This window comes from Rhodococcus sp. MurmanLake-1 (assembly GCF_056945715.1).
This window is the reverse complement of record NZ_JBWZNF010000001.1, coordinates 478,116-500,879: the sequence shown is the minus strand read 5'-3', so window position 1 is coordinate 500,879 and position 22,764 is coordinate 478,116. Positions and strand designations below refer to the sequence as shown.

The following is a 22,764-nucleotide window of genomic DNA, read 5'->3' as shown; positions in this document are numbered from 1 at the left end:
CGGACATGGCAGAGTGGAAGACAAGGTCGGCACGGCCGATTTGTCCGAAATGCATTGGTCGATTGTCGGGATCGGTCGAGGTCGAGTGCGGAGGCTTACATGCGGGTGTGTCCACGATCGTCCAGGCGAGTGGCCGCATGCTCCCTTGCTGCGGTGGCCGCCGTTGCACTACTCGCGGGCTGCTCCGGGTCGGTCCAAGGTGCACCCGTTCCGGACTCCGCGCCGGCGACTGCCGGTGCGACCGACAGCGGCTCGGCGGCGCCGAGTACGACGACTGCACCCAAATCCTCGACGCCGAAATCCACCTCTCCGAAAACGGCGGCACCGTTGTCCGAACTGCTGCTGACTCCCGAGGAATTTCCCGAGCCCTTCGGCGCTGTTGTGCTGCCCCCGCAGGCCGTTCCGATGGCAGCGCCGGATCTAGTCGGCGTCCCACGCGGTGCCACCGTCGATCCATCCGAATGTGAGCCACCGGAACAGGATTACGGTCCGAACGGGACCGTGATGGCGGTCGGGACCGACAATGCGACGAGGGCAACGATTTCGGTCGAACTCACGAAGGTCGATGCACCACTGGACGAGTTGGAAGCGCAAACGCGCCAGTGCCCGTCCATGACGGTCACTGCGAACGGCGTCACCACTACAGTGACGACGGAAATTCTTCCGCCGTCGCCGATCGATGCCGACAAGACGATGTCACTTCGCCGCACCGTCGTGTCCCCCAAAGCCGCAGCCGGCGATCAGACGATGCTGACATTGATCGCGCAGGTCGGCGACGTACGGGTAGCAACAACACTGATGACGTTCGGTTCTGCGACGCCCTCGACGGCACCTCTGGATCAAGCGTTCACCGCAGCCGTACAGAAGGTCAAAGCAGGCAAGTGATTTCGCAGCACACGGGTCCGACACAGAGCGGACCTTTTCGGTGCGGCGCGATCATTCGTCCCCAACTGACTCGATAATCCACAGACGAATTCGGCGTCGCTGTTTTCCCTGGTCGAGCGGATGGCGGCATCGGGGCGATCGACGAGGGTCTGTGCATGACCACATCACCTCTTCCAGGAGAATTCGAATTCTCCGACGACGACCTGGCCCTTTTCGGACGCGTTGAACGTGTTTCCGATCCAGGCGAATTGATCGCGGCAATACCCGCCCTCCTGGGATTCCATCCGTCCAACTCCGTCGTTGCGCTGTCTTTGATGGGCGCTTCCGCCTCGACGCTCGGCCCGGTAATGCGACACGACTACTTTCCCAGCGTCAAGGGAAAGCCTGCGAGGCAGATGAGCGCGGCGCTGCGCCAGTTCGCCGCCGTGTGTGACGGGGAAGGGGCGCGTGCGGTCGTTCTCGTGGTGATCGCCGATTGCTCGACAGCTGAAACTCTCATCGACGAAACCATCGAGCTGGCCGAGGTATTCGAAGACATGCTCGGCGGAACCTGCGTCGAGCTGGCTGACGTATTGTGCACGGCCGCAATAGAATCTGGCCAGCCGTGGACGAGCGTCACGCGTTCGATTCACTGCGGCACCCTGCCAGACCCGGCATCTTCGTCGGTCGCGGCGGCGCAGGTGTTGGGCGGGAGGGTCATTCGCCGTTCGCGTGAGGAACTGGTCCGGTGGGTACACGGTGCCGCTCGTAATCACGACGCGATTGCCCGACTGATCGCGAGCCGCCGAGAATCGGGTGAATACAGCGGGGGATCAGGCCGTGATGCAGCAGTTCAGCGCCGGGTCGATCTGGTGTTGGAACATGTCCGCCGTGTGGAGGCGGGCACTTACTACCCTGACCTGCAGGAATGCGCCGATCTGGTGGTCGCTTTGACGGACGTTCACGTGCGCGACGTGGTGTTGGGTCTGGCGATCACGTCGGTTGCCGCACATGCCGAGCAATTGTGGCTCGTACTTACCCATGAAGTACCGTCTCCCGAACGAGCTTGGCCGGCAACACTTCTCGGGTTCTTTGCATACGTGCGCGGCGACGGGCCCCTGGCAGGTGTTGCGCTGTCGGCCGCACTGTCGGCCGATTCGGAACATACCTTGGCCGGATTGCTGGATTTATCGCTGCAATCCGGTGTGCACCCCGATGGGATCCGTGACCTTGCGGCCGTCGGATTGTCCATCGGGGAATCGCTCGGAATTGCCGGTTTGCCGCCGGCACTGCCGAGTGGAAGCTAGCGAGCAGCGTGTGAGCGGTCGCCCAGATCCTGGAGGAACTGCCATGCATCGGCGACTATGACGTCGAGATCGGTACGCGTGGGCGTCCAACCCAACTCGGCAATCGCCTTGTCGCTCGATGCGATCAGTACGGCCGGATCACCCAGCCGTCGTGACGCGTCTTCGACGTTGATCGGCAGGCCGGTGACCCGCGCACAGGCAGCGATCACCTCGCGCACGCTGAAGCCGGCACCACTTCCGAGGTTGTAGATACGGTGCTCGCCGGGAACCGAGGATTCGAGCGCCAGCAGATGCGCTTCGGCGAGGTCAAGCACGTGTATGTAGTCGCGTACCGCGGTGCCGTCCGGCGTGGGCCAGTCGGTTCCGAATACCGAGATCTTGTCTCGCTGCTCGAGTGCGACCTGAAGGACGAGCGGAATCAGGTGGGTTTCGATCACCCGGTTCTCGCCGGCGGACTTGTACGCACCCGCGACGTTGAAGTAGCGCAAGCTGGTAGCGCCGAGGCCGTGGGCGATCGAGTACGAGGTGATCGCATGATCGATCGCGAGCTTGGTCGCGCCGTACGAATTCGTAGGGCGGGTCGGAGCGGTTTCCACGATGGGGGACTGCTCCGGCTCGCCGTACGTTGCCGCGGTGGAAGAGAACACGAGCCGGGGAGTGCCGGAGACACGAATCGCCTCGAGCAGCTCGATGGTCGTGACGACGTTTCCGCGCCAGTACTTTTCGGGGTGCAGCACGGATTCGCCGACCAGCGACTGCGCAGCGAAGTGAAGTACGCCGTCGAAAACCGGAGAACCCGCATTGCCGAGGATGTCGGCGGCCAGCGCCCCCACATCCCCTTCGATGAACTCGGCACCGGCAGGCACCGCGTCGGCATTTCCGGTGGAGAGGTCGTCGATGACGACAACTTCGTGTCCACGCTCGAGCAACACAGTGCTGCACACACTGCCGACGTAACCGGCGCCGCCGGTGACCAGGAGTTTCATCTAGTTCCTCAGACCTGCTTGACCTGAACGGCGTGAGCCATTTCCTCGGACAGGTCGAACCCGCTGTGACCCGGCACGATGATGGTCACCGAGCCCGGACGGGTTTCGACCGTCACCCTGGCGTCGGGAACGACGCCGGCGTCACGCAGCTGCGCGATCACCTCGGGATCGGACTGCACGTGCTCGGCGAGTCGCCGAACGACCACAGCTGTCTGTGCGCCGTGCGGAATATCGGTCAGGCGCACCAACGTTTCGGTGGTGGCAACCGGGCCGTCGAGTCCCAACTGGTCCAAGCCCGGAATCGGGTTGCCGTATGGCGACGTCGTGGGGTTGTTCAGAACGACGACGAGCCGACGCTCGACCTCCTCGCTCATCACGTGCTCCCAACGGCATGCCTCGGCATGTACGTCTTCCCATTTGAGACCGATGACGTCCACCAGTAGGCGCTCTGCCAACCGGTGCTTACGCATGACAGAGATCGCGAGATCGCGACCCTTGTCGGTGAGTTCCAGATGTCGATCGCCGGCGACCATCAGCAAGCCGTCGCGCTCCATACGCGCAACTGTCTGGCTGACGGTGGGTCCGCTCTGTTCGAGCCGTTCGGCGATCCGCGCCCGGAGTGGGACTACGCCCTCTTCTTCCAAGTCGTAGATCGTCCGGAGATACATCTCCGTGGTGTCGACTAGATCCTTCACACTCAACCCCTTCGTCAGTTGATCATTCTACCGTTCAGTTCGTGGTTCCGGTGCCGCCTCCACTGCGGCGAGTCCAGCGCGTGTCCGAATTGGATTCGTGTCACTCGATCTCGGTCTCCGAAGCGGGCCGCGAGTGTGGTGTGCGGCACGAAACGAGAAGGAAGTAGCGTGATCCCATGACCGCGTCGATCAGATCTGACGGGGACCCCGCGGCGTCTCGAGCGAATCGAGTCGTGGTGTGGAGTCCGGAGTACCTGAGCTATCGGTGGAGCGCCGATCACCCGATGAATCCCACTCGCCTCGATCTCACGATGGCACTCTCGCGAAGCCTCGGACTTCTCGAGGGCATCGAATTTCTCGAACCGAGCGCCGCGTCCGATGCCGACCTCCTCAGAATCCACACACCGGCATATCTTGCAGCGGTCAAAGACGCGGGTAACTCTGCGAACAACGGTGTGAGCGGCCAGGATGTTCCGCACGGGCTCGGTACCGAGGACAACCCGGTCTTCCCGCACATGCACGAAGCAAGTGCGATCCTCGCCGGCGGCTCGCTGGCCGCAGCGCAGGAAATCGCTTCGGGACGTACGCGTCGCGCGGTCAGCATCGGCGGCGGCATGCACCACGCGATGGCGGATTGGGCTTCGGGATTCTGCGTCTACAACGATGCGGCTGTGGCGATTTCGTGGCTGCTCGACAACGGCTACGACCGCATCGCCTACATCGACGTCGACGCTCACCACGGCGACGGAGTGCAACATGCGTTCCTCGGGGACCCCCGGGTGCTCACGGTCTCGCTGCATCAGCACCCGGCAACCTTGTGGCCGAACACCGGATGGTCGAGCGAGGTCGGCGACGGGGCCGCTGAAGGCACTGCAGTGAACATCCCGGTGCTTCCCGGGACCGTCGACGCGTTGTGGCTGCGCGCATTTCACGCCGTCGTCCCGGGAGCCATTGCAGCCTTCCGCCCGCAGATCATCATCAGCCAGTGCGGAGTCGACTCGCACCGTGAGGACCCGCTCGCGGACCTCGCTCTGACCGTCGACGGCCAGCGAGCAGCGTTCCTGGCAATGCGCGATCTCGCCGACCGCTACTCCGAGGGCCGGTGGCTGGCAGTCGGCGGCGGCGGATACGGACTGGTTCGCGTCGTGCCGAGGGCATGGACTCACCTGATCGCTGCCGCGCTCGATCGCGAGGTCGACGTCGACACAGCTGTGCCTGACGAGTGGAAGGAATCGACGAAGCTGCGAGCGCCGAGCGTCGACCTCCCGCCGACCATGGGCGACGGCGGAGATGTCGCATACACCCCGTGGGACGGCCCGGGTGGTACACCGGAGACAGGTGTCGCCTCGGTAGATCGTGCACTCACCCGAATCGACTCGGCGATCATCGCCACACGCCGCGCTTCGTTCCCGCTACTCGGACTCGACCCGGAGGATCCCCGTGACTGAACAGTCCGATACCGATGCCGGCGGCGCGAGCGACCAGGCGCCGAAGACCGACCCCGCTCACACCTATCCCCATTCGTGGGTAGTCGACGTTCTCGCCTCCGACGGCGGCGCGGTGGCGTTGCGACCCATCGTTCCCGAGGACGCGGACAAGCTCGTCGAATTCCACGGCAAACTCTCCGAGCGCACTCGGTACCTGCGCTACTTCGGCCCGTATCCCACGATGTCGGCGCGCGACGTGAAGAACTTCACGACGGTCGACCACCACAACCGCGTCGCCTTCGTGATGATGCTCGGAGACGAGATCATCGCGGTGGGTCGCTACGAACGACTCCTCGACGTCGGTGACGGAAAGTCTGCCGAGGTCGCCTTCGTCGTCGCCGACGCACACCAGGGGCGCGGCCTCGGCCCGATCCTGCTCGAATACCTGGCAGCAGCAGCGGCCGAGAACGGCCTGACGATGTTCGTCGCCGAGGTCCTGTCCGAGAACCGCAACATGGTGACGGTGTTCCGTGAGGCGGGGTATCAGGTGAGCCGCTCGTTCGACGGTGGCGTGCTGCGCCTCGAATTCGCGATCGACCCGACGGAAGCGCTTGTTTCAGTACGTAATTCGCGTGAGCGGGCAGCTGAGGCCCGCAGCATGGGAAACGTGCTGAGTCCACGATCGGTGGCAGTGATCGGCGCATCAGCGGACCCCGCAAAGGTGGGTAACGCGGTGTTGACCAACCTGCTGCGCGGCGGATTCACCGGACCGGTCTACCCCGTCAACGCGGAGCATCGTTCGGTTCACGGGGTGCGGGCGTACCCAACTGTTCGCGACATTCCTGACGACGTCGATCTCGCCGTCGTGGCTGTACCTGCGGAATCGATCAATTCGGTACTCGACGACTGCCTCGACAAGGGCGTCAAAGCGCTGGTGGTGGTCTCGTCGGGCTTCAGCGAGAGCGGTCCGGACGGACGCTCGTCCGAACGCAAACTGGTCCATGCAGCACGCGCTCACGGAATGCGCCTCATCGGTCCGAATGCACTGGGAGTGGCGAACAACGACCCCGCGATCTCGTTGAATGCGACTCTCGCGCCGGTCTTGCCGGTGGCAGGCAACGTGGGCTTCTTCTGTCAGTCCGGCGCGCTCGGTATCGCCATTCTCGACGAAGCTGCGCGCAGCCGAATCGGGTTGTCCGCCTTCGTTTCTGCCGGCAACCGTGCGGACGTCTCGGGCAACGACCTTCTGCAGTACTGGGATTCCGACCAGTCCACCGAAGTGGTCCTTCTCTACCTCGAAAGCTTCGGCAACCCACGAAAGTTCTCCCGGATCGCCCGCCGAGTTGCGCGGAAGAAGCCGATCGTCGCGGTCAAGAGCGGTCGGCATGCGGTTCCGCCGGTTCTCGCCGCCACTGGAGTCGAGATCGACGATTCCATCGTCCGCGCCCTCTTCGAACAGGCGGGCGTCATCCAGGTCGGCTCCATTTCACAATTGTTCGACTGTGCCTTGCTCTTCGGATACCAGCCGTTGCCAGCCGGTCCACGGCTTGCTGTCATCGGCAACTCGACCGCGCTCGGTGTCCTTGCCGCGGACGCCGCCCGCAGTGAAGGTTTGCAGGTCAGCGACCCGGTCGACCTTGGCGCCCAGGCGAGTCCGGAACTGTTCGCCGCTGCCGTGCGCGACGCGTTGGCGTCGTTCGACGTCGATGCCGTCATCGCCGTCTTCGTTCCTCCGGTTGCCATTCCGGTCGAGCCGTTCGCGAAAGCACTCAAAGACGCCGTCGCCGGCTCGGACAAGCCGATTCTCACGACGTTCCTCGCAGCGGAGGGTGTGCCGGACGTCCTGGCGGTCCGCGACGAAGTCGGAAACCCGACCCGCGGTTCGGTGCCGTCCTACCCAGGGCCGGAGCGCGCCGCACTGGCGTTGGCGAGGGCCTGGCGTTACGCGGAGTGGCGCAGCAAGCCTGCGTCGAAGGTTGTTCGCCCCGCGGGAATCGACTCCGAACGAGCCCAGAAGATGGTGGCCGCCTGGCTTGAAAACTCGCCTGGCCGTTGGCTTTCGGACGTCGAAGCAGCAGCTCTTCTCGAGTGCTACGGGGTTGCAGTCGTCGAATTCCGTTCGGTCCTGAGCGAAGACGAAGCTGTAGAGGCAGCGGATGCTGTCGGCTACCCGGTCGCGGTCAAGGCAACCGGCGAAATGTGGCGCCACCGACCGGATCTGGGCGGCGTCAGGCTGGATCTGAGTGGGCCGGAATCGGTGCGCCTCGCTTACCGAGATCTTGCGGCCGCATCGGGTGAACCGCTGCTGCACGTGCAGAAAATGGCAACCAAGGGCATCGGGTGTGTGGTTGGTGTCCAAGACGACCCGTCGTTCGGTTCGCTGATCTCGTTCGGTCTCGCCGGTGTGATCTCCGATCTCCTCGGGGACCGTGCCTATCGCGTACTGCCGCTCACGGAAGACGCTGCTACGGAGTTGATCGACGCACCCAAGGCAGCGCCGCTGCTCTCCGGATATCGCAACGCCGTTCCGGTCAACAAGGGTGCCTTGGTCGATCTGGTCCAGCGGATCTCGGCGCTGGCCGACGACATTCCGGAAGTCCGCGAACTGGCCTGTGAGCCGGTACTTGCTTCGGCTACCGGCGCGGAGATCACCGATTCGCGAGTACGCATCGGGCCCGAGCCGAGCGCAATCGACCTGGGGCCCAGGCGTTTGCGGTAGATACAGCGTCTGCGGTAGGTACAACGAACAACACCGGCCATCGCACATTCCCGAGGGGGAGGGAATAAGCGGTGGCCGGTGCTTTGTGCGGTGCGTCAGCGCGAGTGGTGTGGCGCGCTGACGCACGTGCTGTGTTGTTTGATCAGCTCGCGTAGGAACGCAGTTTCTCGGCGCGATCGCCGACGCGGAGCTTGCCCATGACCTCACGCTCGATCTGACGAACCCGCTCACGCGAGAGGCCGAAGAGCTTGCCGATCTGATCGAGGGTGCGAGGCTGGCCGTCGTCGAGACCGTAGCGAAGTCGGATGACCTGCTGCTCGCGCTCGTCGAGCGTCCCGAGCACGCTGCGCACATCGCTGTGCAGCAGACCGGCGATGACGGCGTTCTCCGCCGAAGTCGCCTCGGAATCTTCGATGAAGTCGCCCAAAGGTGCTTCTTCGTCGTTACCGACGGGCATGTCCAGGCTTACCGGGTCGCGACTGTGGTCGAGCAGGTCCGCGATCTTGTGCGCCGGGATGCCCGACTCTTCGGCCAACTCGTCGTCCGTCGCTTCGCGCCCGAGCTGCTGGTGCAGTTCACGCTTGATGCGGGCGAGCTTGTTGACCTGCTCCACAAGGTGGACTGGGAGCCGGATGGTGCGGCTCTGATCAGCCATTCCGCGGGTGATTGCCTGACGGATCCACCAGGTGGCGTACGTCGAGAACTTGAAGCCCTTGGCGTAGTCGAACTTCTCCATGGCACGGATGAGTCCGAGGTTGCCTTCTTGAATGAGATCGAGGAGCGGCATTCCACGGCCGGTGTAGCGCTTGGCCAGCGACACGACGAGTCGCAGGTTCGCTTCCAGGAGGTGGCTACGCGCCGACTGTCCCTCGCGAACGATCGTTGCGAGATCCCTCTTCTTGGCGACTGTCAGGCGCTTTCCCGTGGCAAGGACGTGGCTGGCGTACAGCCCCGCTTCGATTCGCTTCGCCAGTTCGACCTCGTCTGCTGCTGTCAGCAGTGCAGTACGACCGATCCCGTTCAGGTAGACGCGTACCAGGTCTGCGGCCGGGCTCTGGGCGTCCAGATCTGCGGCGCTCGGACGAATGCGAGTAGTGGTGCTGGGGCTTGTCATGACTTGCCTCCCTATCGGCGGTCTCTCACACAGTTCAACGTGTGAGAGTTCCGGGAAAGTTCCCGCGCCGATTTCCGCTAAAACGCCGTGACCTGCAGTTATTTCCCAGTCGTCCTGAGAAGTTGCTGAGAACACAAAAATCTGCAACTCACCGGGAACTCAGTTCGTGACGGGAAGCACCAACCCGTGCCGGACAAGCGAGACCAGCAATGTGACGACGGCCTCACGTAGCTGGTCCGGGTCTTCGCCGTTCGCCGCGGCGAGAAGTTCGACCAGTTCGTCGACCACCAGTCCGTCCGCTCGGAGCCCGGCCAGCAGCGCAGCACCGAGCTCGTCGATCTCGTGCTGCCAGTGCGGTCCGTTGCCGCGGTGCACACGCGTGACCACTTGCTGCCATCCCTCGTCGCCGGGGAGGTAGACGCGTTCGAGAGCCGTGTCCGGATCGAGGACGAATCGCTCCTCGAGGACGTCGTGTTCACGCAACCAGGCAAGACGGTCGAAGTAAGCGAGCGCCTCTGCCCCGAGCGGGTCCGAGAAGCCGTGCATGAGGTCCTCGGCCATCAGGTCGGTGGGGGAGTCGGTGCGGCGAAGGAACACGAAACCGAAGCCGACGCCCTCGACATCGGCTTCTTCGAGGTGATCCAGCCAGGCGTTAGCTCTCGATGCCGATTCCGGATCTCGCGGATCCTGCCCGCCGTCCTTGAGCCACGTGCCGACGTACAGAGCTGGGTCCGCCACGTCGCGCTGCACCACCCAGGCGTCGACGCCGTGCGCCGGCAGCCACGACGCGATCCGCGAACGCCAGTCCTGTCCTTCGATGTGCACCCACGAGGCCAACAGTGCTGCCGTGCCGCCGGGGTTCAGATAGTCGATCGAGCGCGAGATCATCAATTCGCTCGCACCGTCGAGATCGAGGCCGGAATCGCGGTAGGTGTGATGGACGCGTGCCTCGCCGACGACAAACGGGGGATTGGCGACCACCTGGTCGAAGGTTCGACCCTCGACGGGTTCGAACCAGGACCCTTGAAGCAGTTCGACGTCCAGTCCGTTGAGCGACATGGTTGCGGCCGTGAGGTCGACGGCGCGTTGGTTGATGTCGGTTGCGGTGACCGAATCGGCGTACGTGTTTGCGTGCAGGGCTTGGATGCCGCATCCCGTACCGAGGTCGAGCACGCTGCCGACCTTCGCGGTGGGCGTGGCCTGCAGCAAGGACAGTGACGCATGTCCGACGCCCAGCACGTGATCGGCCGTGGCCTTCTTGGGACGGATTCCGCCGTCGAGATCCGAGATCACCCAACGGTCGCCGTCGCCGACGTCGATGGGGCGAAGGTCGACCGCGGCCCGCACGAGCGGATTCTCACTGTCGAAATTTTCACCTTCGAGCAGGCCGGCGTCGACGCACTGCGCAATTGTCAGCGGAGTCAACGCCGCGGCGACGTCGCCTGCCGGGCAATCATCGGCGAGAAGGAACAGTCTGATGAGAACGCCCAGGTCCCCGAGTTCTCGGGTGGCGCGGCGCACGGGTACCGGCTCACTTCGGCCGAGAGCGGCGTGAACTTCGGGACCCAATGCCTCGAGCATGGTTCCCGTGTCGAATCGATTGCGAAGCAGGGCCTCACGCAGCGCAGGGGTGATGGACAGGAGCGTTTCGCTTCTCACCCCGTCATTCTCGCAGGCGGAACTTGTCAGCCTTCGATGGTGTGGTGCGTCGCGGATTCGATCTCGCCTGCGGTCTTCTTTCGTCCGTCGTATCGGCTCGGTTCGTCCTTGGTGCGCGGTGGTCGGTCGTTGGCGATCAGGACGGCGATCCAGGGAAGCGGAATGGATGCACCGATGATGAGCATCGAGATCCAGGCGTTGGCCCAGATGCCGTACGCGATCGCCGCGAGGATCAACGCCGGGAACCGGAAGGACATGATGATCATGTACTTGCGCACTCGGGCTTTGTGCTGTTCTTCGACGGACTTCTGCGCTTCGGTGATCAGTACGGGATTATCGGGAGTCCCGGCCTCGTCGGACCTGCCGAACGCGCCATTTCGTGCCATGACTCCACTGTTCCACTCTCGGCCGACAATTGCACACGACCCGTGGGTCGCACCGCTGTGACGGAGGCGGCATTATTGGAGGGGTGAGCACTCAAACCAAGGAACGTCCCGACGTCTCCACCGACGAAACGACCGACGACGACACCCCGAAGTTCTTCCACTACGTGAAGAAGAACAAGATCGCCGAGAGCGCCGTCATGGGAACCCATGTCGTCGCGCTGTGCGGCGAGGTGTTTCCCGTGACGAAGTCCGCCAAGCCGGGATCACCGGTGTGCCCGGACTGCAAGAAGATTTACGAAGGGCTCCGCAAGGGCGACTGACCTCGGGTCACGCGCGCGGGAGTACTTCCGGAGCTCGGCGGATCGACAGCCTCGACGCAGTCGGCCGCCGGGCTCTTCGCGTCTGCCTGCGGTTCATCGCAGGGATCTTGGTCTGCGCACGAGTTCTGGCGCGACTCTGTTTGTCTGCTGCGGGGCCGCCCGTACGAGGGGACCGTGGCCGGATCCGCTTTGTCGCCCGAGATGCGGATCGGGCTGGTGGCCAGGTGCCAGGTCAGGTTGGTGACCGGACCGGTCTCGTCGTCGGTGTTCTGAGCCGCAAGCCACTCTCGCATCTGCTCCATCCGAGTGGCACGAGCCGGCCAGAACTCCTGAACCGTCGCGTTGAACTCGGCGCCGAGGACGACGGCGAAACCGAGGAAGAACGTGAAGAGCAGAAATGCGATCGGCGTTGCCAGTGCGCCGTACGTGTAGCCGGTGCTGGTGACAAATCCCAGGTACCAGCGCAATCCGGTACTGGCGGCCATGAAGAACACACCGGCGACCAGCGCGCCCGCGAGCAGCCGATGCCACGGCAGCGACTTCGGTAGAGCGACTTTGTAGAGCGTCGTGAGGCCGATGATCACCAGTAGACCGACAGCGGGGTAGTAGAACGTGTCGACCAGATTCGATCCGACCACGTACCAGGAGGCCGGCAGTGCTCGCCCGACGAGCGTCGGCCCGAGAGCTACCAGCGGCAGGATGAATACCGCCATCACCAGGAACATCACGTAGAGCAGCAGGGCGAAGATGCGCTGCCAGATGGGATTGCGCGCATCCTGCTGACCATGTGCTTCCACGATCGAGTCGACGAACGTACTGATCGCCGACGATCCCGCCCACAGGGAGAGCAGGAAGCCCACCGAGATGATCTCCGGTCGTCCGCGCTGAAGGACGTCCGTCACCGTCGGGCGGATGATCTGGTCGACGACGCTTTCGCTGAAGATCGTTCCGCTGAACGTGACGATCTTGGATTCGATGATCTCGACGGTGTTGGGTCCGAACCACCCACCGATGTAGCCGATCATTCCGAGAAGGCCCAGAAGCAGGGGAGCCAGTGACAGCGTTTGCCAGAACGCGGCCGTAGCCGCCTTTCCGAAGATGGAATCGTCCCAGGCCTTGCTCAGTGTGCGACCGATCAACTGCCCGGTGCGGCGTAGCGGATGCCATCTGCGGTGGTGCAGATCACTTCCGCTCGACTTCTCGCCTCGCGCTTCACTCATGATGTCTCCAGCATCCCTGACGACACACCCGGTTGCCCAACCATGGCGCCGACGTGTCGCACATTTCTGAGACAATTCGCGTGCAGGTCGGCAGGATGCGAGAACAGCGAAACCTCGCCGGCCGGAGTGAGAACGGCCATGAGTACGCGCTTCGAGTGCGGCTTTCGTCGGTGGCGGCGGCTAGGCTCGTCGCCGGACATTGATGAAAATTCGAGGAGCGCGAGACAACAGTGCGATTCCAGTGGAGGCGCGGCCTATGACGTCTGAGACCGTGGCAGCCGAGTTCGGCAATTCGCCCGAACCCGCCGGAGCTCAATCCGCGGGAACCCAACCTGGCGCCCCTACCGGTTCCCTTCGTGCATGGCAGCGCCGTGCACTGACCAAGTACCTTTCCAGCAGTCCGCGTGACTTCCTGGCGGTCGCAACGCCGGGAGCAGGTAAGACCACCTTCGCTCTGCGGGTAGCTTCGGAATTGCTCCGTGACCGGACGGTCGACCAGATAACCGTCGTGGCGCCGACCGAGCACCTCAAGCACCAGTGGGCGGAGTCCGCTCAGCGATCCGGCCTGGCATTGGACTCGCGGTTCTCCAACTCGACCGGCCAGACCTCGAGTGACTATCACGGCGTCGTGCTGACCTACGCCCAGGTTGCCTCGCACCCGTCGAAGCACCGTGTGCGCACCGAGGGCCGCAAGACGCTGGTCATCCTCGACGAGATCCACCACGGCGGCGACGCCAAGAGCTGGGGCGACGCCATTCGTGAGGCGTTCGGCGACGCGACCAGGCGTCTCGCACTGACCGGAACTCCGTTCCGCAGTGACGACAGTGCCATTCCTTTTGTCGAGTACGAGCCGGACAAGGAAGGTCTGCTCCGCTCGAAAGCCGATCACTCCTACGGATATTCGGATGCCCTCAAGGACGGCGTGGTTCGCCCCGTCGTGTTTCTCGCCTACTCGGGCGAGGCACGGTGGCGAAACAACGCCGGCGAGGAATTCACCGCTCGGCTCGGCGAGCCGCTGAGCGCCGAGCAGACGACTCGGGCATGGCGTACGGCCTTGGACCCTGCCGGCGACTGGATTCCTGCCGTGCTGCAAGCAGCAGACACCCGTTTGGCGCAGCTGCGCAGTACGGGTATGCCCGATGCGGGCGGACTTGTCATCGCGACGGATCAGACAGTGGCCCGCGAGTACGCGAAGGCGTTGACAGCGATCACCGGCGAACAGCCGGCCGTCGTGCTGTCCGACGACCCCACCGCGTCCAAGCGAATCGCCGAATTCGGTGCGAGCGACCAGAAATGGATGGTCGCGGTCCGCATGGTGTCCGAGGGCGTCGACGTTCCCCGTCTGGCGGTCGGTGTGTACGCGACCAGCGCGTCGACCCCGCTGTACTTCGCTCAGGCGATCGGGCGCTTCGTGCGTTCGCGTCGTAAGGGCGAAACTGCCAGCGTCTTCCTGCCGTCGGTGCCGGTGCTTCTCGACCTTGCTGCACAGCTCGAGGCTCAGCGTGACCACGTGCTCGGCAAGCCGCATCGTGAGAAGGACGGCCTCGAAGACGACCTGCTCGCCGATGCGAACAAGCAGAAGGACGAGCTGGGCGAGGAGGAGAAGGCGTTCACGTCCCTGGGCGCCGATGCCGAACTCGACCAGGTGATCTACGACGGATCGTCCTTCGGTACCGCGACATTCGCCGGAAGTGACGAGGAAGCCGACTACCTCGGTCTGCCAGGCCTACTCGACGCCGATCAGATGCGGGCATTGCTGCGTCAACGCCAGCAGACACAGGTCGAGGCCAACTCGGCCAAGGCCGCCGCACCGCAACCCACGGCGGCAGTGGTATCCGATCGAGCGGCCACGGCAGATCAGCTCGGAGCGCTCCGCAAGGAGCTGAACGGGTTGGTGGCGATGAACGTTCACCGCACCGGCAAACCACACGGCATCATTCACGCGGAACTTCGCCGAGTGTGCGGAGGCCCGCCGACGGCCATCGCGACTGTCGATCAGCTGACCGAGCGCATCGCGATCCTACGCAGCTGGTAGCAGCCGATACCGGTCCCGTACGCTTCGCGTGCTTGCGGCCCCGGAACGGCAGAACGGGCGATCACAGTAACTGTGATCGCCCGTTCTGGCGTTCATGGCGCGCCTCGTGAAGAGGCCACCCCCGGCTGACAGGTCAGATTGCGGGTTCGCTTTCGGAGACGACGGCATTCATCTCGCGAAGTCGATCCGCGTGTTCGGTTGCGTGGTGTCCGCAGAAGAGAAGCTCGCCGCCGGTGGGAAGCACGGCGCGTACGCGTGCTCCGGCACCGCACCGGTCGCACCGGTCGGCAGCGGTCAACTGTGGGCTGGTCAGTGTTCCGGGCATGACTCCTCCGTACTGGCTTTGCGGCATTCGGGCCGCGTGCCTGGGGCCTGGTCCGCCGCGTCGGAATGGCGCGGTAGATCCACTCTTACAGACGTTTGGGGTTTACGGGTTGTTCCCGAAGGCGTTTCTTAGTGTTGTGTCTCACTGGAAATGCGCTGGACAGGCATTCTCGGGTGAAGATTGTTCGCTGACAGCTGATTCGAATCGCCGACCTCAGCCCGATATTCTGGGCGGATGAACCCGGGACGCGAACCACTTGTCGACGAGAGCGTCGAGTTGCTCCACATGTGCACGCGCGAGGAATGGGCGCGGGCACAACAGCACGGCGAACGTATCCCCGACGGATTCGAGGCGGAGGGATTTGTTCACATGTCGACTCCGGCGCAAGTTCATCTCCCGGCGAATCGGATCTTCGCCGGCCGCGACGACATAGTCCTTCTCGCCATCGATCCGGCCCTGCTCGGTGGTCGGGTCAAGTACGAACCGGGCGTCCCTTCTGACCCGGAATCGATGCGATTCCCGCATCTGTACGCCCCGATTCCGGTCGCAGCCGTCACCGCTGTCGTCGAGTATCTTCCGGACGAGAACGGCGTGTTTTCGCCGGTTCGGTAGGTCGCCGGTTCGCTCGCCGCGAAGTGCTCCCGGCGGATTGTGGCCCTCACGCGATGCAGGTCGCCGATCGGCGCTACCGTTGGTATATGAACGTAGAAGTCACCCCACTACCGGGGATCGGGACGCGCAAGGATTTTGTTCTGTCTTCCGGTCGTCGCGTGGGTGTCGTCACCCATCGGGACGGTCATACCGACCTCATCGTGTCCAAGGCAGACGACCCTGACGCGTGTGCTGCCTCGCTGCCTCTGACCACAGAGGAAGCGGCAGCGCTCAGCAATCTCCTGGGTGCCCCACAGCTCGTTGCGCAGCTCGAAGAAGAGCACCGTGACCTTCCGGGCATTCGAACCAAACAGCTCTACATCAAGGACGGTTCGCGCTACGACGGGCAGACCCTCGGGGACACCGGCATGCGCACGCGTACCGGAGTCTCCATCGTCGCCGTCATGCGTGCCGGACAGGTCAGCCCGTCCCCGAACCCCGACTTCACCTTCACCGGGGGAGATCTTCTCGTAGCAGTCGGAACGCCGGACGGTTTGGCCGCAGCGGCAAAAATCTTGGCCAACGGCTGACTGGCGCGTGGACACAACCACCCTCGCACTGATCGAACTCGGCGCGGTCTTCTTCGCGCTCGGACTGCTCGGACGGCTCGCTGCTCGCGTGGGGATGTCGCCGATCCCGTTCTACCTGATCGGCGGCCTGTGCTTCGGACAGGGCGGTTTCATCCAGCTCGGAGACATCGGCGAGTTCTCCCATCTGGCAAGTGAGATCGGGATCGTCCTGCTCTTGTTGCTGTTGGGGCTCGAATACACCGCGGCCGAGCTCGTGACCGGTCTCAAACGATCACGCGTAGCGGGCATCGTCGACATCGTCCTCAACGCGACTCCCGGCGCGGTGGTCGGCTTGATTCTCGGCTGGGGCGTCGTGGGGGCGACGGTCATGGCCGGCGTCACCTACATCTCGTCTTCGGGAATCATCGCCAAGGTGCTCAGCGACCTGGGGCGCCTCGGTAACCGCGAAACACCGGTCGTGCTGTCGATTCTGGTGTTCGAAGACCTGGCGATGGCACTGTATCTGCCGATTCTGACCGCGATGCTTGCGGGCGTCAGCTTCATGGGCGGGCTCGAAGCGGTCGGGATCTCGTTGTTGGTCATCACCGTGGTTCTTGTTGTGGCCCTACGATACGGGCGGTACGTCTCCGCGCTCCTCGACAGTCCCGACAGTGAGACGCTCCTGCTCAAGCTGCTCGGTGCCGCACTGTTGGTTGCCGGCATCAGTTCGGCGATGCAGGTGTCGGCGGCTGTGGGCGCGTTCCTCCTCGGGATCGCGATCTCGGGGTCGACGGCGCACAATGCCAGTCGCGTGCTCGAGCCCCTTCGAGATCTGTTCGCTGCAATGTTCTTCGTGGTCTTCGGTCTCAACACCGATCCCAGTTCCATTCCGCCCGTCCTCGGGTGGGCTGCGATCCTGGCCGTCGTCACCGCGATCACGAAGCTGATCACCGGCGCCTGGGCGGCCAGACGTCAGGGTGTCGCGCGAATGGGTCAAGCGCGCGCCGGTGCCGCCCTGATCGCCCGCGGTGAGTTCTCCATCATCATCGCCGGGCTGGCGGTGTCCGCGGGTGCGGTCGACGCCGAACTGGCGGCATTGGCAACGGCTTACGTGCTCCTGATGGCGGTCATCGGTCCAGTGGCGGCAAGAGTTATCGAACCGGTTGCCTCGTTGTACATCAAGGTTCGTACGAAGTCCTGATTGCGGCCCTATTCTGTCCGGATGTCGAACAGAATCGCCCGTCCCGCCGCGACAGTCCTGTGCGCGGTGATCCTCTCGTGCGGTCCGGTGCCGGCGCTCGCCGGGGGAATACCCGCGCTCGAACAAGCCGGACCTGCAGCTGCGCAGGTTGCCGCAGACCGATCGCTGCATCTCGAGGGTGCGTCGAACGCGCGTGACATCGGCGGCTACGTCACCGAGGAGGGGCGGACCGTTCGGTGGGGGAAGGTGTTTCGCTCGAATGCCCTCGACAAGCTGACGCCGTCGGATCTCGCGTCGTTGAGCGAACGCGGAGTGGAATCGGTGGACGACTTCCGCACGGTCGTCGAACGGACGCTCTCGCAAGACCGCATTCCGAACGGGGCACGAACCAACTGGTTCGACGTCATCGGAACCAACCCCGCCAACCTCCCGGCCCTGGTGGACATGCCCACGATGTACGCGTTGATGGCGACCGATCCGGGGGCGAGCCGCGCATTCCACGATGCTCTGGTGAACGTCGCGAACACCGAGGGTGCAGTCCTCTACCACTGCTCGGCGGGCAAGGACCGTACCGGCTGGATGACTGCGGTTCTTCTGACCCTCCTCGGCGTGAGCCGCGCCGACGTGAACGCCGACTACATGCTCAGCAACCAGTACCTCACCGGACCTCGCACCGGGAGTGCGTTCATCGACGGCGTCGAACAGTCGTGGCTGGACACGTCTTTCGCCACGGTGGATCGGGTGTACGGCAACTTCGACAACTACGTCCGGGACGGCCTGCAGTTGAGCGACGGGGACATCGCACAACTCCGGGACACACTCTTGGCCTGAGGCGGCAAACGAAGAAGAGCCGCTCTCCGGAAATCCGGAGAGCGGCTCTTCTGCGTATAGCTGGTGTGACTAGTCGAGGTAGTCGCGCAGAACCTGCGAACGCGACGGGTGGCGCAGCTTCGACATCGTCTTCGATTCGATCTGACGGATACGCTCACGCGTGACGCCGTAGACCTGTCCGATTTCGTCTAAAGTCCTCGGCTGGCCGTCGGTGAGGCCGAAGCGCAGGCGAACCACGCCGGCTTCGCGCTCGGACAGCGTCTCGAGTACCGACTGCAGCTGATCCTGCAGCAAGGTGAACGAGACGGCGTCGACTGCGACAACAGCTTCGGAGTCCTCGATGAAGTCACCGAGCTGGCTGTCGCCCTCGTCGCCGATGGTCTGGTCGAGAGAGATCGGCTCACGCGCGTACTGCTGGATTTCCAGCACCTTCTCCGGCGTGATGTCCATTTCCTTGGCAAGCTCTTCCGGCGTGGGCTCACGGCCCAGGTCCTGGAGCAGCTCACGCTGGATACGGCCGAGCTTGTTGATGACCTCGACCATGTGCACCGGGATGCGGATGGTGCGAGCCTGGTCGGCCATCGCACGGGTGATGGCCTGACGGATCCACCACGTGGCGTAGGTCGAGAACTTGTAACCCTTGGTGTAGTCGAACTTCTCGACTGCACGGATCAGACCGAGGTTGCCTTCCTGAATGAGGTCCAGGAACGCCATGCCGCGGCCCGTGTAGCGCTTGGCCAGCGAGACGACCAGGCGGAGGTTGGCCTCGAGGAGGTGGTTCTTGGCGCGGTTGCCGTCGCGGCAGATCCAGCTCATGTCGCGTCGCTGAGCCGCAGGCAACTTCTCGCCCTTGTCAGCAAGATCCTGCATGATCTGCACGGCGTAGAGGCCGGCTTCGATGCGCTTGGCCAGTTCGACTTCCTCTTCGGCGTTGAGGAGTGCGACCTTGCCGATCTGCTTGAGGTAAGCGCGAACCGAGTCGGCGGACGCCGTCAGTTCGGCGTCCTTGCGTGCCTGGCGGAGAGCCTCGGACTCTTCCTCGTCCCAGACGAAGTCGCCGGAAGCCTTGTCCTTCTCGGACGGCTCTGCAGCGGTCTCTTCGTCTTCGCCGACTGCTACGACCTCGACGACATCGGACTCGACCTCGGCAAGGTCGCCGTCCGTGATGTCGATGTCTTCCAACTCGACATCGCCGTCTTCGGCATCAGGATCGCCGGCCTTCTTGGGGCTGGCCTTCTTAGCTGCTGCCTTCTTGGCCGGAGCTTTCTTGGCCGGAGCTTTCTTTGCTGCTGCCTTCTTGGCGGGAGCCTTTTTCGCCGGAGCCTTCTTGGCTGCCGGAGCGGTGACGGTGGCCGCCTCCACGGCTGGAGATTGTGGCTCTGACTCTGATGGAGAATCAGCAGTCTGACGTGTATCGGTGGCTGCCACGTACGCCCTTTCGTGACGGTGTCGTGCGGCGTCACGCCAGAGTGGTGATCCGGCGGAGAGGTCAATGGTTGTTGGCCGGCGCGCAGCCGGACTTCACCATTGTAACGACTCTCAGGAAACTCTTACGTCACGGCGGGCCGTAACAGGTAGATTTTCCGCTTTTCACGTGCAGGTTTTCTCATCCGGCGACGGGGGCCGGCCTGGTCAGTCCGACCGACGCGAGCGCAGCTCCGGCGATTCCCGCGGTGTTGAGGAGGGTGGCGGGGACGACCTTCGTGCGGTTGGTCAGGTGCGGAATCCACTTCTCGTGCTTGCGGCTGATTCCGCCTCCGGCGATGAAGAGATCAGGCCACAGCAGGTTCTCGAAGGTGGTCAGAACTCGGGAGACCTCGACCGCCCACTCCTTGTAGCTCCAGTCCTTTTTTTCCTTCACCGACGACGCCGCTCGATGCTCGGCTTCCTTGCCGTCGACCTCGAGGTGGCCGAACTCGGTGTTGGGCAACAGAACTCCGTTGTGCAACACGGCAGATCCGATTCCGGTGCCGAAGGTCAAGAGGATCACGACGCCGGAGGTGTCCTTGCCCGCTCCGAACGAGTCCTCGGCAATTCCGGCGGCGTCGGCGTCGTTGAGGACGGTGACTTCGCGCCCGCCCAGGGCCTTGCCGAAGAGCGCGGCCGCGTCGGTGTCGATCCAGGACTTGTCGATGTTCGCGGCGCTGCGCGCGACGCCGCCGGTCACGACAGCGGGCAAAGTGATGCCGACCGGCCCGGTCCACTTTGCCTGCTCGACGATCTCGGCCACAGTGCCCGCGATCGCATCGGGAGTGGACGGCTGCGGGGTCAGGATCTTGATGCGGTCACCGATCATTTCCCCGGTGCTCAGGTCGATCGTGCCGCCCTTGACGCCGCTGCCGCCGACGTCGATCCCGAAACCTGTGGTTGTCATCGTCCTGCGCTCCTGAGTGTCGAATTCGAGGTCACGATCTACCGTTGCAAACACTAACCCGAACAAGGACTCGGGCGCGTGCGACTCCAGGCGTTCGAGTGGTGCCCCTCGGTAGAGATGTGTTGCGATGGTCCGGTGCGCCCTTCAGAAAGAACGTTGCCCGACTTTTCCGCCGATTCTCTGGACCCCGCACAATTGCGGGCAGTTGCCGTAGCCGTCGCCGAACGCGCAGCCGAACACGTCCGCGTGCGTCGGCCCGAGGTATTCGGCCTGGTGGGTTCCGGTGCCTCCGAGGGTGGTTCGGTTGCTGCGAAGAGCACGCCGACCGATCCCGTCACGGTGGTCGATACCGAAACCGAACAGGTGATTCGCGACCTTCTGGCGCAATTGCGCCCTGCAGATTCGATCTTGGGTGAGGAAGGTGGCGGAGACACCGACGATTCCGCGGGAGTTCGATGGGTTGTCGATCCCATCGACGGCACGGTGAATTTTCTCTACGGAATCCCCGCGTTCGCCATTTCGGTGGCCGTACAGATCGACGGGATCTCAGTGGCCGGGGCTGTCGTCGACGTGTCGCTGGAAACAACGTATTCCGCGCACCGGGGCGGCGGCGCAACCATGGCCACGGCCGACGGCGTCGTCAGCGAACTGCACGCCAATGAGGTGACCGAACTGTCAATGGCTCTGTTGGCCACCGGTTTCGGCTACGGAGCGGATCGCCGAAAGGTGCAGGGCACCTTGATCGGGCAGATCCTGCCGCAGGTTCGCGACATCCGACGCATAGGTTCGGCAGCTTTGGATCTGTGCATGGTTGCCACCGGCCGGGTCGACGCTCACTTCGAGCACGGGCTGAGTCCGTGGGACTGGGCCGCGGGCTCCCTGATCGCTTCCGAAGCGGGCGCCGTGATCAACGTCCCGGCGCCCAATTCCACTTCGGCCGACGGCGATGTCGTCTATGCGGTGGCTCCGGCGATCGCCGAGCAGTTCGCGCACATGCTCAGTTCGATCGGCGCAGATCAGCCGATTCCGAGCTGAGGCCGAACCGGGTTTGTCAGCAGCGCGCCGTGCGCGCTGCTTTGAGCAGTGCGATGTCCATCGGAGCGACTTCGGCGTTTGCGGGCTGCTCGGCCAGAGCATGCAGGATCGCGGTGGCGTCGGTGTTGGGGGTCAGGGCGCCCTTGTTGTAGGTGCCGAGAGCCAGGTCGACGGTGTCGTCGCCGCGGCCGTCCTGGACCAGTTCGGCGCAGGGGGCGACCAGCCAGACGGAACTGGCGGCGGCGAGGCCGTTCGCTCCGAAGCGGATCTGACCCTGGCACTCCATGTTCTGGTCGACGTAGACGGGGTCGTTTCCGACCTGGACGTCCGGCGCGCTGGAGAAGCCGAACTCGCTCAGTTGCGCTGCCACCTGGGCGGCCTGACCGTGTTCGCCGTTGGCGTTGAACACACGAACCTTGGTGGCCGCCAGGGGAGCGGGATCCACGTCGAGCAGCTTCGAGCGGTCGACGACGGTTCCCAGCGGTAGTGGCGCCGCTGCCGAGGGATCGGAGGAAGGCTGCGGGAGGTTGCAGGCGACGGTGTCACTGACTTCTGCCTCGGCGCTCAGGATGCGGACCCACAAGACACTGCCGATCAATGCGAGTACCGCGAACACGGCGATCACCGGCCACGCGCGCCGACGGCGGAACGGACGTCCCTGGTCATCGGTAGAGCTGCCTTCGGTGATCAGAGAAACCACGGTATCCCTCGACTTTCTTGACGAAACTTCTACTTCGCCATCGGGCCGAGCGGCGCCGGCATGACGTTCGGTGCCTACCTTAGAGGGCTTGTGTGACGACACAGCCGAAGCGCGGCTCGACGCGTCGAGCCGCTGGCGATCGCCCAACGGTAGTTGGGCAACTAGCGGGCAGTTTCTACCCGGATCCGGTCTGAAAATGTCGCCGAAAGGTCACAGCTTGCTCTTGCCTTGGTGACAATTCGCAGTCATTTTTCGGAAATTTCCGATTCGGTTACTACTTTCGTGCTCACGTCGGCTACTGTCTGGCGGCCCAGGTCGTTCAACTGGGCATCGGCCGGACGCCGAAATGACAACCAAATGAGGCGCAGATCACGTTCTCGGAAGGAACTTCCGGGCACTAATTCCA

The 22,764-nt window shown here is 63.9% G+C and carries 21 protein-coding genes; 11 read left to right on the top strand and 10 right to left on the bottom strand.

Annotation, left to right across the window (positions count from 1 at the left end):
• Nucleotides 1–129 precede the first annotated feature (129 nt).
• Together AC2ETI_RS02195 and AC2ETI_RS02190 are read left to right on the top strand one after the other, a co-directional pair.
• A complete protein-coding gene (locus tag AC2ETI_RS02195; protein ID WP_029255254.1) occupies nucleotides 130–885 on the top strand; it encodes a sensor domain-containing protein in 756 nt (251 codons plus the stop codon).
• A gap of 155 nt (nucleotides 886–1,040) precedes the next feature.
• Nucleotides 1,041–2,171, top strand: coding sequence for a DUF4192 domain-containing protein (locus AC2ETI_RS02190; RefSeq protein WP_092765574.1), 1,131 nt, complete (start codon nucleotides 1,041–1,043; stop codon nucleotides 2,169–2,171).
• Here the strand turns inward: AC2ETI_RS02190 and galE are convergent.
• Entirely contained in the window at nucleotides 2,168–3,157 is a 990-nt protein-coding gene (gene galE, locus AC2ETI_RS02185) for a UDP-glucose 4-epimerase GalE (RefSeq protein WP_483633498.1), read from the bottom strand. The genes AC2ETI_RS02190 and galE overlap by 4 nt on opposite strands.
• Nucleotides 3,158–3,165: 8 nt before the next feature.
• Nucleotides 3,166–3,852 (bottom strand): iron-dependent transcriptional repressor DtxR, encoded by a 687-nt coding sequence (locus AC2ETI_RS02180; protein ID WP_003942150.1) that lies wholly within the window; start codon nucleotides 3,850–3,852, stop codon nucleotides 3,166–3,168.
• 176 nt (nucleotides 3,853–4,028) lie between these two features.
• Here AC2ETI_RS02180 and AC2ETI_RS02175 point away from each other — a divergent pair, with 176 nt between their 5' ends.
• Both AC2ETI_RS02175 and AC2ETI_RS02170 read left to right on the top strand, forming a co-directional pair.
• A complete protein-coding gene (locus AC2ETI_RS02175; RefSeq protein ID WP_019748234.1) occupies nucleotides 4,029–5,300 on the top strand; it encodes an acetoin utilization protein AcuC in 1,272 nt (423 codons plus the stop codon).
• The gene (locus AC2ETI_RS02170) at nucleotides 5,293–7,998 is read left to right on the top strand and encodes a bifunctional acetate--CoA ligase family protein/GNAT family N-acetyltransferase (protein ID WP_020969494.1); all 2,706 of its coding nucleotides are present in this window, start codon (nucleotides 5,293–5,295) and stop codon (nucleotides 7,996–7,998) included. The genes AC2ETI_RS02175 and AC2ETI_RS02170 overlap by 8 nt, the downstream gene beginning before the upstream one ends.
• Before the next feature lie 142 nt (nucleotides 7,999–8,140).
• On the opposite strand, the gene AC2ETI_RS02165 is transcribed toward AC2ETI_RS02170, so the two are convergent.
• The 3 genes from AC2ETI_RS02165 to AC2ETI_RS02155 all read right to left on the bottom strand — a co-directional run bounded on the left by AC2ETI_RS02165 (nucleotide 8,141) and on the right by AC2ETI_RS02155 (nucleotide 11,157).
• Entirely contained in the window at nucleotides 8,141–9,112 is a 972-nt protein-coding gene (locus AC2ETI_RS02165) for a sigma-70 family RNA polymerase sigma factor (RefSeq protein ID WP_003942639.1), read from the bottom strand.
• Nucleotides 9,113–9,271: 159 nt separating this feature from the next.
• On the bottom strand, nucleotides 9,272–10,771 hold the full coding sequence (locus AC2ETI_RS02160; protein ID WP_046378488.1) for a DUF7782 domain-containing protein: 1,500 nt from the start codon (nucleotides 10,769–10,771) through the stop codon (nucleotides 9,272–9,274).
• A gap of 26 nt (nucleotides 10,772–10,797) precedes the next feature.
• Complete coding sequence (locus AC2ETI_RS02155) at nucleotides 10,798–11,157, bottom strand: DUF3099 domain-containing protein (protein ID WP_019748237.1); 360 nt, start codon at nucleotides 11,155–11,157, stop codon at nucleotides 10,798–10,800.
• 83 nt (nucleotides 11,158–11,240) lie between these two features.
• Here AC2ETI_RS02155 and AC2ETI_RS02150 point away from each other — a divergent pair, with 83 nt between their 5' ends.
• Nucleotides 11,241–11,477: a DUF3039 domain-containing protein gene (locus tag AC2ETI_RS02150; RefSeq protein ID WP_003942602.1), complete on the top strand. Its 237-nt coding sequence runs from the start codon at nucleotides 11,241–11,243 to the stop codon at nucleotides 11,475–11,477.
• Here AC2ETI_RS02150 and AC2ETI_RS02145 read toward each other — a convergent pair.
• Nucleotides 11,450–12,697: a YihY/virulence factor BrkB family protein gene (locus AC2ETI_RS02145; RefSeq protein WP_020907556.1), complete on the bottom strand. Its 1,248-nt coding sequence runs from the start codon at nucleotides 12,695–12,697 to the stop codon at nucleotides 11,450–11,452. The genes AC2ETI_RS02150 and AC2ETI_RS02145 overlap by 28 nt on opposite strands.
• A gap of 256 nt (nucleotides 12,698–12,953) precedes the next feature.
• Here AC2ETI_RS02145 and AC2ETI_RS02140 point away from each other — a divergent pair, with 256 nt between their 5' ends.
• A complete protein-coding gene (locus AC2ETI_RS02140) occupies nucleotides 12,954–14,732 on the top strand; it encodes a DEAD/DEAH box helicase (RefSeq protein ID WP_020907558.1) in 1,779 nt (592 codons plus the stop codon).
• A 133-nt stretch (nucleotides 14,733–14,865) separates the two neighbouring features.
• Here AC2ETI_RS02140 and AC2ETI_RS02135 read toward each other — a convergent pair whose 3' ends face one another.
• On the bottom strand, nucleotides 14,866–15,057 hold the full coding sequence (locus AC2ETI_RS02135) for a DUF7455 domain-containing protein (protein ID WP_003942643.1): 192 nt from the start codon (nucleotides 15,055–15,057) through the stop codon (nucleotides 14,866–14,868).
• Between the two features lie 234 nt (nucleotides 15,058–15,291).
• On the opposite strand from AC2ETI_RS02135, the gene AC2ETI_RS02130 reads away from it, so the two are divergent.
• From AC2ETI_RS02130 to AC2ETI_RS02115, 4 genes are all read left to right on the top strand, one after another.
• Nucleotides 15,292–15,669 (top strand): DUF952 domain-containing protein, encoded by a 378-nt coding sequence (locus AC2ETI_RS02130; RefSeq protein ID WP_259119708.1) that lies wholly within the window; start codon nucleotides 15,292–15,294, stop codon nucleotides 15,667–15,669.
• Nucleotides 15,670–15,755: 86 nt separating this feature from the next.
• Complete coding sequence (locus AC2ETI_RS02125) at nucleotides 15,756–16,238, top strand: cation:proton antiporter regulatory subunit (RefSeq protein ID WP_021344116.1); 483 nt, start codon at nucleotides 15,756–15,758, stop codon at nucleotides 16,236–16,238.
• A gap of 7 nt (nucleotides 16,239–16,245) precedes the next feature.
• Nucleotides 16,246–17,418, top strand: coding sequence for a cation:proton antiporter (locus AC2ETI_RS02120; protein WP_003943778.1), 1,173 nt, complete (start codon nucleotides 16,246–16,248; stop codon nucleotides 17,416–17,418).
• A gap of 21 nt (nucleotides 17,419–17,439) precedes the next feature.
• The gene (locus tag AC2ETI_RS02115) at nucleotides 17,440–18,249 is read left to right on the top strand and encodes a tyrosine-protein phosphatase (protein ID WP_047888402.1); all 810 of its coding nucleotides are present in this window, start codon (nucleotides 17,440–17,442) and stop codon (nucleotides 18,247–18,249) included.
• Between the two features lie 69 nt (nucleotides 18,250–18,318).
• Here the strand turns inward: AC2ETI_RS02115 and AC2ETI_RS02110 are convergent, their stop codons facing one another.
• Complete coding sequence (locus AC2ETI_RS02110; protein ID WP_370333980.1) at nucleotides 18,319–19,743, bottom strand: RNA polymerase sigma factor; 1,425 nt, start codon at nucleotides 19,741–19,743, stop codon at nucleotides 18,319–18,321.
• Between the two features lie 112 nt (nucleotides 19,744–19,855).
• Nucleotides 19,856–20,623 carry a polyphosphate--glucose phosphotransferase gene (ppgK, locus tag AC2ETI_RS02105; protein WP_007732834.1) on the bottom strand — a complete coding sequence of 256 codons (768 nt, stop codon included), beginning with the start codon at nucleotides 20,621–20,623 and terminating at the stop codon, nucleotides 19,856–19,858.
• 156 nt (nucleotides 20,624–20,779) lie between these two features.
• On the opposite strand from ppgK, the gene AC2ETI_RS02100 reads away from it, so the two are divergent.
• Nucleotides 20,780–21,658, top strand: coding sequence for an inositol monophosphatase family protein (locus AC2ETI_RS02100; RefSeq protein WP_021344118.1), 879 nt, complete (start codon nucleotides 20,780–20,782; stop codon nucleotides 21,656–21,658).
• Between the two features lie 16 nt (nucleotides 21,659–21,674).
• Here AC2ETI_RS02100 and cei read toward each other — a convergent pair whose 3' ends face one another.
• Nucleotides 21,675–22,358: an envelope integrity protein Cei gene (gene cei, locus AC2ETI_RS02095; RefSeq protein ID WP_003942618.1), complete on the bottom strand. Its 684-nt coding sequence runs from the start codon at nucleotides 22,356–22,358 to the stop codon at nucleotides 21,675–21,677.
• Nucleotides 22,359–22,764: the final 406 nt, after the last annotated feature.

Coding starts and splice junctions, on each gene's coding strand:
- AC2ETI_RS02190 (WP_092765574.1), top strand. CDS start 1,041: ATGACCACATCACCTCTTCCAGGAGAATTCGAATTCTCCGACGACGAC.
- galE (WP_483633498.1), bottom strand. CDS start 3,157: ATGAAACTCCTGGTCACCGGCGGCGCCGGTTACGTCGGCAGTGTGTGC.
- AC2ETI_RS02175 (WP_019748234.1), top strand. CDS start 4,029: ATGACCGCGTCGATCAGATCTGACGGGGACCCCGCGGCGTCTCGAGCG.
- AC2ETI_RS02165 (WP_003942639.1), bottom strand. CDS start 9,112: ATGACAAGCCCCAGCACCACTACTCGCATTCGTCCGAGCGCCGCAGAT.
- AC2ETI_RS02155 (WP_019748237.1), bottom strand. CDS start 11,157: ATGGCACGAAATGGCGCGTTCGGCAGGTCCGACGAGGCCGGGACTCCC.
- AC2ETI_RS02145 (WP_020907556.1), bottom strand. CDS start 12,697: ATGAGTGAAGCGCGAGGCGAGAAGTCGAGCGGAAGTGATCTGCACCAC.
- AC2ETI_RS02140 (WP_020907558.1), top strand. CDS start 12,954: ATGACGTCTGAGACCGTGGCAGCCGAGTTCGGCAATTCGCCCGAACCC.
- AC2ETI_RS02135 (WP_003942643.1), bottom strand. CDS start 15,057: ATGCCCGGAACACTGACCAGCCCACAGTTGACCGCTGCCGACCGGTGC.
- AC2ETI_RS02130 (WP_259119708.1), top strand. CDS start 15,292: ATGAACCCGGGACGCGAACCACTTGTCGACGAGAGCGTCGAGTTGCTC.
- AC2ETI_RS02125 (WP_021344116.1), top strand. CDS start 15,756: ATGAACGTAGAAGTCACCCCACTACCGGGGATCGGGACGCGCAAGGAT.
- AC2ETI_RS02115 (WP_047888402.1), top strand. CDS start 17,440: ATGTCGAACAGAATCGCCCGTCCCGCCGCGACAGTCCTGTGCGCGGTG.
- ppgK (WP_007732834.1), bottom strand. CDS start 20,623: ATGACAACCACAGGTTTCGGGATCGACGTCGGCGGCAGCGGCGTCAAG.